The following is a 14,564-nucleotide window of genomic DNA, read 5'->3' on the forward strand; positions in this document are numbered from 1 at the left end:
GCGTGAGCGACTCAATGAGTATGAGTAACTCAACATCAGCAAGTATGAGAGACTCAATTTCAATAAGCTTAAGCGATTCAACAAGCATGAGTGACTCAATGTCAGCAAGCGTAAGCGACTCAATGAGCATGAGTAACTCAACATCAACAAGCGTGAGCGACTCAATGAGTATGAGTAACTCAATGTCAACAAGCGTAAGCGACTCAATGAGCATGAGTGATTCAGCTTCAACAAGCGTAAGTGAGTCAATGAGTATGAGTAACTCAATGTCAGCAAGCGTAAGCGACTCAATGAGCATGAGTAACTCAACATCAACAAGCGTGAGCGAATCAATGAGTATGAGTAACTCAATGTCAACAAGCGTAAGCGAATCAATGAGCATGAGTGATTCAATGTCAGCGAGCGTAAGTGAGTCAATGAGCATGAGTAACTCAATGTCAACAAGCGTAAGTGAGTCAATGAGCATGAGTAATTCAGCTTCAACAAGCGTGAGCGAATCAATGAGTATGAGTAACTCAACATCAACAAGCGTGAGTGAGTCAATGAGTATGAGTAACTCAATGTCAACAAGCGTGAGTGAGTCAATGAGCATGAGTGACTCAACATCAGCGAGCGTGAGCGACTCAATGAGCATGAGTGACTCAATGTCAACAAGCGTAAGCGACTCAATGAGCATGAGTGACTCAATGTCAGCAAGCGTAAGCGAGTCAATGAGCATGAGTACCTCAATGCACACAAGTGAGTCTATGTCTCAAGATTCATCAATGAACAGCACGTCTATGTCGGATAAAGCGAAAGCGCAACTTCCTGAAACTGGACAAGCAGCACCAGAAAACAATTATGGTTTGATGGGCGGCGCTGCAGCATTACTTGGTGGATTGGGCTTACTTAAAAGATCTAAAAAAGAGAAACAAAAAGAACAATCTGATCAATAATAAATAGAACAACATGAGTTAAAGAGGCGGCATACCAAAGCATTTTGATCACGGCACAGGTCAAATATTTGTGGTGCTTGCCTCTTTGGCGCCATGTTATATAAAGAGGGTTAACGTGAAGAACAACATATTCAACCGCATATTAAGTCAATACGAATATAAAATTATATATAAACGCCTAGCATTTACGTTATTAATCTTATTCATATACATATTTGGAAGTCACATTACTATCTTGAATCAATCTAAGATGGTGGGTGGCAACCCGTCTTTCTATCAACTTGCGGTATCGAACGTAGGTGGGGATATTCAGACGTTAAATATTTTTTCTCTCGGTCTCGGTCCATGGCTCACAGCAATGATTGTGTTAATGCTGTTGCGTTATCGAAATGTTGAGAAGACGATGCAAATGACACGTAAAGAAAAGCATTATCAAGAGAAGTTGCTTGCATTGGCATTCAGTGTGGTGCAGGGATATTTTGTTATTTCTCAGCATGTAGATATGGACAAGTTAAAAGGAACAACGACAGCATTGTTGTTACTGATGATTGTAACGGGGACGATGTTACTTATCTGGTTAGCGGATCAAAATGTACGCTATGGTATTGCAGGTGCGATGCCGATTGTCCTGATGAGTATTGTTCGTTCGACAGTTCGTTATCATGCACCGAATGTCTCAATTGATGTGATCACAATGGTGTGTATTATTGCACTCATCGTTGTAGTGATGGTGATTTTACTGTGTCTGGAGTTAGTAGAATACCGTTTGCCATATCGAGATATTATGCAAGTTGAACAGAAGCATGCGCAAACATTTATCGCATGGAAACTGAATCCTGCAGGGAGTATTTCAATCATGATGAGTTTATCGTTGTTTATCTTGTTAAACAGCATACTCAATCTCATCGTACAATTTGTTGCTAGCAAGCCACAGCAACTACATATTTTTGAACTAGGTCATCCAGTTGGCGTGACGATTTATATCATCATACAAATCGTCATGGGCTATGCGTTATCAAGGTTGTTAATCTTCACGAAACAGAAATCTAAAGAATTTTTAAAAGCAAGTAACTATTTTGAAGGTGTTGCACCAGGACCAGAAACAGAGCGCTACCTTGATCATAAGGCACGCATTATTTGTTGGACCGGTTCACTGATCGTAGGCATCATCATTGGGATTCCGTTGTATTTATCACTACTCGTTCCACAACTATCTCAACAAATTTATTTCGTCATTCAGCTGATGATTATGATGTACATTAGCATTAATATTGCAGAAACGATTCGAACATATTTGTATTTCGATAAATATAAACCATTTTTAACAAAGTATTGGTAAGGAGAATTTTATGAAGTATTTTGTACCAGCTTGGTATAACAAGGCGTATTGGTGGCAAAGTCATGAAGAAGCATATGATAAACAATCAACCGCATTTGACGACATGATTAGCCTCATGTCAATGCATCGTCAGAATGAACAGTCATTTGAGTTACTCGTATTAAATGACATGCCGAATTTGCGGACGTTTTTACATCGCTATGAATTATTTGACGTGACGTATTGGTCGGTTTTTGATGCGATTCAAGGGTTTACGCACGCAACGCCACGCGCGATGGATTATCGACAATTGAATTGGCCAGAAGGTACGGAATTTTTATATTTGCCATTTATCGTCCGTGCTGTAATGCCTGATGCGCGCCACGCGAATATTCATTTCAGTCAAGATGGCTATGTATCTCGTATAGATGTATATCAGGCGGATGTAAAACGTTATGTGTATACGATTGATGATCGAGGCTATATTTCGCGTATTTCGTACTTTGATGACAGCGGTGTTGAGACGAAGCAGCAGTACTTAACACGAGAAGGAGATTGGATTCTTGAAGTGCAGATGTCTAGTGGTGCGGTTCGTGTACATGAACGCTATCAATCATACTTTGCACAACAGTCCTATCCGACTATGGAAGCTGTGATTTTCGAATATGTTATGCGTTATCGTGATCAAGCATTGAAATCAACAGATACTGTCATTATTGCTGCTGATGCACGTCATAATGAGGCACTTGCAAATATTTTTGCTGGGTACAAACGTTGTTATTCTGTATTCCAGCAACGTCTAGAAACATCGGACACACAACTTGCAACACTTGATCAAGAGGCAAGTTGGTTGGTAGACACGTTGGAAAATGAACAACGACTCGCAACATATCAAACAACACAGCAGTTGTCAAATAGACTCATGCGAATTACGCCATTTGATGCACAGGTATTACCGAATATGAGTAGTCAGCTGTATGAAACATATATTGGTTTGTGGGTAGATGGTTTGTCAGATGAACGCCTTGCCAAAGTGTTTGCACAAGTAACGGATTATATGGAACGAGATACATCGCTTAGACTCATCTTAATGACAAAACGTAAAAAATATATGTTACCGCAATGGTTGCATCAAGAGATTGAGATGATTAATGAACGAATGAATGCGGATGATAAGTTGCCGGAAGCCGTGGAAGAATTGGTTAAGGAACGTACGGAGATTACGTATATTGAAGTGAAAAGTGTCCCATTTGAAGTGGATATGATTGAAACGCTTGCAACATTGCGACTCGTAATTGACGTATCGCATGAGCCGGATTTATTCTTACAAATCAGCTGTTTGAGTGCGGGATTACCACAAATTAATACGCGTGCGACGGATTATGTCGCACATGAAATGAATGGTTATGTTTTAGAGAATGATGCGCAATTACCAGAAGCATTGGATTATTATTTGATACAGTTAAAAAATTGGAATCAATCATATGCCTATGCGATGAAGTTGGCTAAAAAGTATGCGTCGGATAAGATTATTGCGCAATTAGACGCATTGATTGAAGGTGAAAATAATGGCGCGTAATTTTAAAGTGTTACAAGTAAGTGGTCAAGATATGACTAGCGCATTCCAAGATAAGTCTGGCACGGAATGGCATTATGTTTCGGCAGACGCTGTTTTGCGAGAAGATGATAGCGTACGAGAAGTGCTTATTGACAAGGGGCCATTCGAATTTATCTATGTTGAAATGCCGTATTCAGAGGTATTGATGACATTTTTAGCAGCATTCAGTGAACCGTATACTACTTATATCGATCAAGCGTATTGGGATGATGATTATGCACAACATCCAATGACGCATCGCTATTTAATACGTCCTTTTATTTATCAGAGTATGGAAGAACGTTCTGAAAAGCTGCAAGCTGTGACATTTCCCGGGCAATATGGCGATAAGATCTCGCCGAAATTTTGTATGTTACAACGTCCTTTTGAAGGGATATCGCATTATGATGGGAATAATGCCTTCGTCGTATCAGGAGATTTTGGCGACACGATGACCCCTTTGTTAACATGGCAACGTTATCAACATTATGATAAAGACAAAGTGATTCAAGTATGGCCAGAATATACGTTGACAGGCGATGTTGACGTGGAATTTGTCTTTCGTTTAGTGCCCATGCATGCAACAGATACGGTAGATGAAGTTTTTGTGAAAAGCCATGCAGAATTAACGACACCATTGGAGATTTCACGCCGTCCATATGAAGCACATATCATTATAAACATGCGTGCGAAAGGAAACGGTACGATACGTATGGGCGCCGTTCACAAACGCTGGTCTCGCCTCGATATGGGCCAGTTTATTTTAGGTGGCGAGCGTTATGTGGATGCAGATCGTAGTGAGTTCATTCACTATTTTCACCCAGGTGATATGAAGCCACCACTTAATGTGTATTTCAGTGGGTATCACTCTGCGCAAGGATTTGAAGGATACTTTATGATGAAACGCATGAAGGCACCGTTTATTTTAATCGCTGATCCACGCGTTGAAGGTGGTGCTTTCTATCTGGGATCAGAGACCTATGAACGTGCGATTAAAAAAGTAATTCAAGATGGCTTAGATCGGCTTGGGTTCCAGCCAGAAGAATTGATTCTGTCTGGTATGTCGATGGGCTCGTTTGGTGCGCTCTATTACGGTGCACAACTCAATCCTGCGGCAATTATTGCTGGTAAGCCACTGATTAATGTTGGGACGGTAGCAGAAAATATGCCACGTGTCCGACCTGAAGACTTTGGCACATCATTGGACATCTTACGTAAAAATGAAGGCAGCTTAACACCTGAAGCAATTACGCATTTAAACGATAAGTTTTGGCAGCAATTCAATCAAACGGACTTCACGAATACAACATTTGCGATCGCCTATATGGCGCATGATGACTATGACAAACACGCATTTGACATGTTATTGCCAATATTGAGTCGTCAACAAGCGCGTATTATGCAGCGCAGTATTCCAGGTCGACATAATGATGACACACCTACTATCGCAAGTTGGTTTAAAAACTTCTATCACATGATACTGGAAAGTCAGTTCGGAAGGGAGCAATAAGGATGTTACACAACAGTCATACGATACGATGGTCACAAATCACATCAGATACGTTCATGTATGGAACACATCTTCACATCGATGCACATGAAACATACTTTGAAAATAAGCTCATGCCTTCTGGACGTATCATACACGTATGGAAGATGATGACCGATTATTACAGTGAAAAAACGTTACCACAACTGCCGATATTAAAGCACGGTTACACATATCGCTTTACATTCGATTATGATGTAGAACCTGAAGGGCATATTTATTTCAAGTTAATTTTCAAAAAACGCAATGGTGTTGAGATGGCACCAGTGATTATCCAGTCAAAAGTCATAGATGTGACGTATCCGACAGAGGCTTTTTCATATGAGTTACAAATGATTAACGCCGCTGCAACGTCTGTACGTTTTCGTTCCATTCATATTACAGAACCAGTAGAGACGGATGTGGCGCCTACATTCACGGTGTCATCCATTATGTATGAAAATCCAGATGTCTCGGCAATCAATGTAATTATTGTGGATGACACAGGCTTGACGCGTGATGCGTTACAAGGATTGCACAATGTGGTTTTAGTGGAACAATGGCAAGTGGCGGATATTGCGGCGATTGCTGAATGTGTAGCGCCGCTTGACCGAGATGACAAGTTGAACTTTATCGGTTATACCGTAGATACGAATGATATGGCATATAGGTTGGCGACACAGATGGGGGCGACAGCGTGGGTGACAACAGCGGAAGGTTTGCCGGCGACGGATGATGCAGTGGTCAATGTCTATGGACAAACAGTGACACCAACTATGGCGTATGCGCTTGTGACGCCTATGTTTCACGCAAGTCGTCAGCTACGTGCATTGGATATGGGACTACTGAATGGAGGTAGACGCGTATGAAGCAACGTATCAATCGTATCATTAACCAAGGACGTTTGAAACGATTGTCTAAGCGTTTAAGACAAGTGAATGCGTGGAGTGCGTCGTGTCGTGCGTTGAGTGATGAAGCACTCCAAGCGAAGACAGCAGAATTCCAACAACGCATTCAACAAGGTGCATCACTCGAGTCACTCTTGCCAGAAGCATATGCGGTTGTAAGGGAAGCGAGCTGGCGTGTATTAGGCATGTATCCGAAAGAAGTGCAAGTCTTAGGGGCGATTGTTTTGCATGATGGCAATATGCCGGAAATGCAAACAGGTGAAGGTAAGACGCTAACAGCAACCATGCCATTGTATCTTAATGGTTTAACAGGCAAAGGCGCCTACCTGATTACGACGAACGATTATTTAGCACGTCGTGACTGCGAAGAGATGACACCGCTATTTGAATGGCTCGGCTTATCGATTACATTAGGATTTGTAGACGAGCCCAACTACGAATATGCACCGGGAGAGAAGAAAGCAATTTATGCGCATGACATTATTTATACAACAAACGGACGTCTTGGGTTTGACTATTTAATCGACCATTTAGCTGACGGTCAAGAAGGCAAGTTCTTACCGCCGTTAAACTTTGGAATCATTGACGAGGCAGATTCGATTATATTAGACGCAGCGCAAACACCACTCGTTATCTCTGGTGCACCACGCCTACAGTCGAACCTCTTTGGTATTACGAAAATGTTTGTTGAGACGCTTAAAGGTGAACAGCACTATGACATGGATGACAAAGCCAAGGCGATATGGCTAACGGACGAAGGGGTTGAAGCGGCTAATACGTACTTTGGCGTTGACAATATCTATGATGCCCCGCACTTTGACTTGGTACGTAATATTAACTTAGCGCTACGTGCACGCTATTTATTCGAATCAAACTTAGATTACTTTGTTTATGATGGGGAAGTTGTCTTGATTGACCGCGTGACCGGACGAATGTTACCAGGTACGAAATTACAATCAGGCTTACATCAAGCGATTGAGGCGAAAGAAGGCATTGAAATTTCTCAAGATATGAGTGCCATGGCGTCGATTACGTTTCAAAATTTATTCCGGCAGTTTGACAAATTTGGTGGTATGTCCGGTACGAGCAAGTTGGGAGAGAAGGGATTTTTCGATCTATACGGTAAGGTCGTTGTACAAATTCCAACCGACAAGCCTGTCGAACGTATTGATCATCCAGATTTGGTTTTCAAAGATAATGTCTCTAAAAATGAAGCCATTATTGAACGTGTATGTGCGTTACATGACATCAATCGTCCCGTGTTGTTGATTACACGCACTGCTGAAATGGCAGAATATTTTTCCATGCAGCTTTTTGAACGGGATATTCCTAACAACTTGTTAATTGCACAAAACGTTGCGAAAGAGGCACAGATGATTGCGGAAGCAGGGCAACTCGGTGCTGTCACTGTTGCAACGAGTATGGCAGGACGTGGGACAGATATTAAATTGGCAGACGGTGTTAAAGAATTAGGTGGACTTGCTGTCATTGTCAGTGAACATATGGAAAACAGTCGTGTGGATCGTCAATTACGTGGACGTGCAGGACGTCAAGGAGACCCAGGCTTATCACAAATTTACATTTCATTAGAGGACTACGTTGTTCAGCGCTGGGGTAAGAGTAAGTTGTTAGAAGAAGGACAACTTGAAAAGATTAGCAGTCAAGGACTCCATGAAAGTCAATTATTCCAACGTCGTGTCAGACAAATTGTGGCACGCGCGCAACGTGTGTCTGAAGAACAAGGTATTGCGCACCGTGAAATGGGCAACGAGTATGAAAAAAGTCTCAGTGCGCAACGTGATATTATTTATGAAGAACGCGATCGTGTATTGAAACAATGGGATGTTAAGCAGATGGCATTAAGTGAATTAGCACGAGAAGTCTTTCAGCGTGCATACCGTACACAGGATTTGAACACAGAAATGAATTTGCGTAATTATATTTATCAACATATTAGTTTTCAGTATACAGGTGATGTAACGGATATTAACTTAAATGAAGAAAACGCCGTTGTTGAAAAACTCGCGATGTTATTTGAACAGCGATTAGCAGCACAACAACGTCTCATTAAAGATAATTATATGTTTATGCGCTTTGTACAGAAATCTATATTAAAAGCGATTGATAGCAATTGGATTCAACAAGTTGACCATCTACAACAGTTACGCGGCAGTATTAACAATCGACAAAATGGTCAACGTAATGCCATTTTTGAATATCATCGCGTTGCCTTGGCATCATTTGAAACGATGCGTGAAGCGATAAAAGTCGACATCATCAATAATATTTGCCAAAGCGTTGCGACATTCGATAAAAAAGGTGACTTAGTTGTTCATTTTCCAAATTAGAGAGGTGAGATAAACGATGACAATATATAACATTAACTTTGGTATAGGCTGGGCGAGTAGTGGCGTAGAATATGCACAAAGTTACCGAGCAAAGCTATTGAGAGGACTCGAAGTAGATGCGAAGTTCGTCTTTCTAGATTTTATCAGCAGAGAGAACATTCAAACGCTCACAGATAACATGGGCTTTAAAGACGATGAAATTATTTGGATGTATCAATATTTCACAGACATTCCGATTGCTCCTACCACATACACGGTGACAGATATTATCAATGAACTTGCTGAACCAGTTGTACGACAAACGCATGAAGGCAAAGTGAAGCGTCTGTTCATGGACGGCAATCAGAACTTTATCACATGCTATTTAAAGGAGGCGGATAAGGAGATTGTAGACCGTGCAGAGTTTGTGATTAATGGTATGCTCGTACGTAAAGATTTTTACAGCTATGTCCGTACGTTCTCTGAATACTATGCACCAAGTGATAATGTTGCCAAAGTGTATATGCGTCAGTTTTATAATGAAAATGGTACGGTAGCATATACGGAATATATCGATGGTGAGACGAATCTATATGCGTTTCCCGACCAGAAGTTATACAGTCGTGAAGCATTCGTGGCCTACTTTATCCAGCAATTGAACTTGACCGCACAGGATATTGTTATTTTAGACCGCGCGACCAAAGTAGGGCAGGCTATTTTACAAAATACAGGTGATAGTAAAGTAGGCGTTGTCGTGCACGCCGAACATTTTAGTGTTAACGCAACAGATGATGATCATATTTTATGGAACAATTACTATGAATATCAATTTGGGAATCATGCAAATATTGACTTCTACATTACGGCAACAGACTTGCAGAATGACATCTTATCTGCACAGTTTGAAAAATACTTAGGTGCATCACCAAAAGTTGTGACAATCCCCGTCGGCAGTGTGCATGAATTGAAATACCCGACTAAAAAGCGTCGCCCGTACTCGATGATTAGTGCGTCAAGACTAGCCAGTGAGAAGCATATTGATTGGTTAGTGCGTGCAGCAATTATCGCCAAGGCATCGGTGCCAGAGTTGCAATTCGATATTTATGGAGAAGGCGGTCAAAAAGGGCTACTTCAGTCGATTATTAATGACCATCAAGCGCAAGACTTTATCCGCTTGAAAGGCCATGCGAAGCTCGATGATGTATACGCCAACTATGAACTGTTTGTCTCTGCATCTACGAGTGAAGGATTTGGCTTGACGCTGTTAGAAGCAGTTGGCTCAGGACTCGGTATGATTGGCTTTGACGTGAACTACGGCAATCCGACATTTATCCGTCATGAGGAGAACGGTTACTTAATACCAATTGACGTGAAAGAAGAAAAAACGAATGACATTGTAGCACGCTATGCAGAATATATCGTGCAGTATTTCAATGATGGTCCAGCAGAAAGTGTGGAGACGTCATATGCATTAGCACGTCCGTTTTTAACGCCGGAAGTGCAACAAAAATGGCAAGACTTGATTACGGAGGTGGCGTATGATTAATCTATTTGAGCATTTTAATAACCAAGCACAAACATTGTATACGACATTGCAGTTAGCTGGTTATGAGCATGACACGATTGTATTGGAAGATAATGGTTTTCTACCCGAATCATTCATTACGCCATATCGTTTCTTTGCCAACTATGAAGCACCTAAAAATGCCAAAGGTCGTTATTTCAATCAAGTAGCAGTGCCACGTTACTGGGAAGTGAGTGGTAACAATACGGAAGCTACTGTTAAAGATATGGGAAAAGTACGTGCGCGCATTCGTTATTATAAGGGAGACAAACCACGTATCGTTAGCCATGTCGAATGGCTCGACAACCAAGGACGCGTACAATACGTAGATCACTATACACAGCATGGCATACAGTTCGCACAGACAGTTTATAACTTGAAGGGCGAAAAGATTTTCCGTCGCTATCTCGATCAACATGGTATGGAAGTTATTTATGAAAACTTCATCGCAAAGTCGATCATTGTGCATTGGCAAGGGAAAGCACATCATTTCAGTGACAAAATGCAGTTTCTACAATTCTTTATTAAAGCGATGCAGCTAGACACAAGAGGCTTCGTTATTAACTCATTAGGCGTGCCATTCCTATTAAGCTACCATTTTGGCAAGCCAGGTAATGATGTATTATTCTGGCAAGAACAAAGTGGTGGGCATGTCCCGGGAAATATGTCTGCAATTTTAAAGGGAAATCATACGAGACGTTATCAAGTTGTCGTTCCAGATCCGGATGAGTATCAAGTGTTGACGCAACAGATGACAGAAGCGGAACGTCGTCATGTTTATGAAGCGGGTTATATTTACCACTATGAGCGTCTCAATCGATACAAGCCAAACATTATGACAATGACGAACTCGGATCAACTACCACACTTAGAAACAATCGTTCAGGCGTGTCCACATGCGACTTTCCATGTGGGTGCCGTTACGGAGATGTCAGATAAACTCATGGCAATGGAACGTTACGACAATGTGAAGTTGTTTCCAGCAATTGAAAAAGAGACGGTTAACAAGCTCTATCAATCATGTGATATCTACCTAGACATCAACGAAGGCAACGAGATTATCAACGCTGTACGTACTGCGTTTGACTATAACCTACTCATTTTGGGATATGAGGAAAATGCGCATAATACAAGTGTTACCGCACCTGAAAACTTATTTACCAAAGCTGAAGGACCTGAATCATTAATACAAGTGTTGAAAGAGATACAGCTGAAAAGACGTGACTTTAAAGTGCGTCAAGGTTATCAGAAACAACACGTACATGAGATAAGTGTTCAAGACTTTAAACGCGTGATGACACAAGTTTCTAAGTAGATGCCGTTGTCCAACGCTGGTAGCTACTGCCTTCAACATGACAGAACCTAAATAACGCGAAAAGCCGTATCACAAGCAATGACTGCTTAAATGATACGGCTTTTCATATGCACTATTTTAAATGTTTTTGGAAGAAGTCATCAATCATATCAAATGGAATGATGTCTAAACGGTCATATAAGTCAACATGAACCGCATTTGGAATGATGTGTAATGATTTATTATCACCTTTAAGACGCTTAAATGTATCTCTGCTAAAGTAAACAGAGTGTGCATCCTCCCCATGAATAAGCAACGCAGCACTTTCTAACTCCTCGATATAGTTCATTAAAGGCGTGTTAATGAATGAAAGCTGATGCGTGATGGCACGACCTCTATTTGAGTTTAATGAACGTGCATGATAACCACGTGGTGTTTTGTAGTAATCATAGTAATCTTTAACGAATTGTGGTGCATCATCCGGTAGTGGATCGACCACACCACCATCAAGTGCAGGGTCTTGTGATGCAAAGTCACGCGTACGTTGTGCATTGATGGCGCGTTTCTTCTCTAAACGCTGTTCCGCACTATTTTCAGCATCAAAATAACCATTCGCATTTACTCTGCTCATGTCGTACATTGTTGTGGTAACTGTAGCTTTTACACGTGTATCGAGTGAAGCGGCGTTTAATGCCAATCCACCCCAGCCACAAATACCGATAATACCAATGCGTTCTTTGTCGACAAGATGATGATTGCTCAAAAAGTCGACTGCTGCTTGAAAGTCTTCCGTGTTAATGTCAGGAGATGACGTATAGCGAGGTGTACCACCGCTTTCTCCACTAAATGATGGATCAAATGCAATCGCAAGGTAACCTCTTTCTGCCATTGTTTGTGCGTATAATCCTGAAGATTGTTCTTTAACGGCACCGAATGGACCGCTGATAGCTAGTGCAGGTAGTTGTGTGTTATCGGCATTTTTCGGCATAAATAAGTCAGCTACAAGTGTGATGCCGAAGCGATTTGTAAATGTCACTTTTTCATGTGAAACTTTCTCACTTATTGGAAATACTTTATCCCAGATATGTGTAAAATTTTGATTGTGTGTAGTCATGGTATTGCCTCCTCATATTATTGATCTGAATCGATTGTTTTAAGAATACGTGCGGGATTGCCACCAACAATGGTATTGGCGGGTACATCTTTTGTGACTAATGCATTTGCACCAACAACAGCATTTTCACCAATGGTTACGCCAGGTAAAATTGTCGCAGCTGCACCAATCCATGCATTTCGTTTAATCGTGATAGGTTGCATGACAAGCGAACGTCTTGTTTGTGGATTGATATCGTGATTCACAGTGATTAAGTTCACACGTGGCCCGATAAGGACATGATCTTCCAATGTAATGCCTCCTAAGTCTGTAAACATGACATTGCTATTAATAAATACAGACTTACCAATTGAGATGTGTTTGCCAAAATCTGTATGAAACGGCAGATTAACTTGTACACTTGGATCAACAGGATGTCCTGTAATCTGTTCCAACAATTGACGCTGTTCTTCTTTAGAATGTTGCTGTGTATTTAAGGTCATGACACGTGGCGCATTCGCATCAACAGCTTCATGAATTTTAATGTAAAGTGGGTCACTTGGATGAATAGGTTTATTAAAAAACGGTTCATCCCATAAATAATTAACCATCGTTATCGCCTCATTTAGTGTAAAAATAATATGACCTTATAGTATAATGAAACTCAAAATATTACCAATACCTATATAGAATATGAGAGTATGTCTTATAAGCATAGGAGTGGAAAGATGGAAAATAGAGTCTTACGTTACTTTTTGACAGTGGTGTCAGAAGGGAATATCAGTGCAGCAGCAAAGCTCTTGCATGTGACACAGCCCACGTTATCACGGCAATTAAAAGGACTAGAAGATGAACTAGGCGTGACATTATTTGAACGTAAAGGGAAGTATATGTCACTAACAGAAGAAGGGCGTTATTTGGCAGAACAAGCTAAAAACATTATTCACCTTGTTGATGCGACTACAGCCAACTTGGTTAAAAGTCATGATATATATGGCACTGTCACAATCGGCATGGCTGAGTCTCAAGCAGTTTCAACTATTGCGCAGGCGATAAAAGGTGTTCAGCAAGCGTATCATCATACGAAATTTCAACTGCACAGTGGCAACGCAGAACAAATTATCGATCAGTTAGATAGCGGGCTCTTAGACTTCGGTGTCATTGTTGAACCTATTAATAAAGTTGACTACGATACGCTATCACTGCCATATCAAGATGTGTGGGGCGTTCTAACACGTAGAGATTCAACGCTTGCACAATATGATACTGTTACAGGTAAACAGATAGAAGGTCTCCCGCTACTTGTGTCAGCACAGGAAGGGACGACGCGTATGTTGACTAATAGCATGGATGTTGAAGCAACAGCATTGGATGTCATTGCCGAATATAATTTGCTGTACAATGCATCGTTATTAGTGGAGGAAGGTGTCGGTCATGCCGTATGTTTAGACGGTATTATCAACACGGTAGATACAGAACTTTGTTTTGTGCCATTTGCCCCTAAAATTACGTCCAATTTGAGTATTATTTGGAAACGTGGCAAACCATTATCGACAGCCGCACAAGTTTTCTTAGATCAATTAAAAGCAATACTAACAGAATAGTGAAGCATAAGGCATAAATTGACGTTGAGTAACATAGACGTTCGTTTATGTCTTTTAAAGTGTGCTAAGAATAATGCTTTGATTAGTTGTAATAAGAAATAATTGAAGTATCTAAAAACGAGTGACATCAATTTTTAGAATGTATTTACATCTAAAGTGTATGAATATCATTGTGCAAACGCCTATAAATTAAAATTTAATATAGAACTGATTTAAATAACAAAGTTTTCTGTTTTCTTGCTATAAAACGACTTTTGAACCATATTGACGACAGATTAAGTATGAATTCACTTTAATAAAAAATATTATTATGTTGTTGCTTTTATTTAGTGTGTGTAGAATATCAGAATAGCTATATATTTCCATAAAAACGAGAGAAAACGAAAGATATAAGGA

The 14,564-nt window shown here is 40.7% G+C and carries 12 protein-coding genes; 9 read left to right on the forward strand and 3 right to left on the reverse strand.

The annotated features are described in order from the left end of the window. Positions 1-718, reverse strand: a 718-nt coding sequence (locus CD122_RS11915) for a hypothetical protein (protein ID WP_276307404.1), incomplete at its 3' end; no start/stop codon positions are given. A 10-nt stretch (positions 719-728) separates the two neighbouring features. On the opposite strand from CD122_RS11915, the gene CD122_RS11920 reads away from it, so the two are divergent. The 8 genes from CD122_RS11920 to gtfB all read left to right on the forward strand — a co-directional run bounded on the left by CD122_RS11920 (position 729) and on the right by gtfB (position 11,492). After that, complete coding sequence (locus CD122_RS11920; protein ID WP_169926476.1) at positions 729-935, forward strand: LPXTG cell wall anchor domain-containing protein; 207 nt, start codon at positions 729-731, stop codon at positions 933-935. A gap of 115 nt (positions 936-1,050) precedes the next feature. After that, positions 1,051-2,274, forward strand: a complete 1,224-nt coding sequence (secY2, locus tag CD122_RS06465) for an accessory Sec system protein translocase subunit SecY2 (RefSeq protein WP_103358178.1) — start codon at positions 1,051-1,053, stop codon at positions 2,272-2,274. 10 nt (positions 2,275-2,284) lie between these two features. After that, positions 2,285-3,832 (forward strand): accessory Sec system protein Asp1, encoded by a 1,548-nt coding sequence (asp1, locus tag CD122_RS06470; RefSeq protein ID WP_103358179.1) that lies wholly within the window; start codon positions 2,285-2,287, stop codon positions 3,830-3,832. After that, the gene (asp2, locus tag CD122_RS06475) at positions 3,822-5,360 is read left to right on the forward strand and encodes an accessory Sec system protein Asp2 (protein WP_103358180.1); all 1,539 of its coding nucleotides are present in this window, start codon (positions 3,822-3,824) and stop codon (positions 5,358-5,360) included. Before asp1 ends, asp2 begins: the two co-directional genes overlap by 11 nt. Before the next feature lie 2 nt (positions 5,361-5,362). Further along, on the forward strand, positions 5,363-6,247 hold the full coding sequence (gene asp3, locus CD122_RS06480; RefSeq protein ID WP_103358181.1) for an accessory Sec system protein Asp3: 885 nt from the start codon (positions 5,363-5,365) through the stop codon (positions 6,245-6,247). Next, the gene (gene secA2 / locus CD122_RS06485; protein WP_103358182.1) at positions 6,244-8,634 is read left to right on the forward strand and encodes an accessory Sec system translocase SecA2; all 2,391 of its coding nucleotides are present in this window, start codon (positions 6,244-6,246) and stop codon (positions 8,632-8,634) included. The genes asp3 and secA2 overlap by 4 nt, the downstream gene beginning before the upstream one ends. A gap of 16 nt (positions 8,635-8,650) precedes the next feature. Further along, a complete protein-coding gene (gene gtfA, locus CD122_RS06490; RefSeq protein WP_103358183.1) occupies positions 8,651-10,159 on the forward strand; it encodes an accessory Sec system glycosyltransferase GtfA in 1,509 nt (502 codons plus the stop codon). Beyond that, positions 10,152-11,492: an accessory Sec system glycosylation chaperone GtfB gene (gene gtfB / locus CD122_RS06495; RefSeq protein ID WP_103358184.1), complete on the forward strand. Its 1,341-nt coding sequence runs from the start codon at positions 10,152-10,154 to the stop codon at positions 11,490-11,492. Before gtfA ends, gtfB begins: the two co-directional genes overlap by 8 nt. Before the next feature lie 112 nt (positions 11,493-11,604). Here gtfB and CD122_RS06500 read toward each other — a convergent pair whose 3' ends face one another. Beyond that, on the reverse strand, positions 11,605-12,585 hold the full coding sequence (locus CD122_RS06500; protein WP_103358185.1) for an alpha/beta hydrolase: 981 nt from the start codon (positions 12,583-12,585) through the stop codon (positions 11,605-11,607). Positions 12,586-12,602: 17 nt separating this feature from the next. After that, the gene (locus CD122_RS06505; RefSeq protein ID WP_103358186.1) at positions 12,603-13,175 is read right to left on the reverse strand and encodes a sugar O-acetyltransferase; all 573 of its coding nucleotides are present in this window, start codon (positions 13,173-13,175) and stop codon (positions 12,603-12,605) included. 117 nt (positions 13,176-13,292) lie between these two features. On the opposite strand from CD122_RS06505, the gene CD122_RS06510 reads away from it, so the two are divergent. After that, on the forward strand, positions 13,293-14,168 hold the full coding sequence (locus CD122_RS06510) for a LysR family transcriptional regulator (RefSeq protein WP_103358187.1): 876 nt from the start codon (positions 13,293-13,295) through the stop codon (positions 14,166-14,168). The last annotated feature ends 396 nt before the right edge of the window (positions 14,169-14,564 follow it).

The organism is Staphylococcus rostri (genome assembly GCF_002902145.1).
GTDB classification, from domain to species: Bacteria; Bacillota; Bacilli; order Staphylococcales; family Staphylococcaceae; genus Staphylococcus; species Staphylococcus rostri.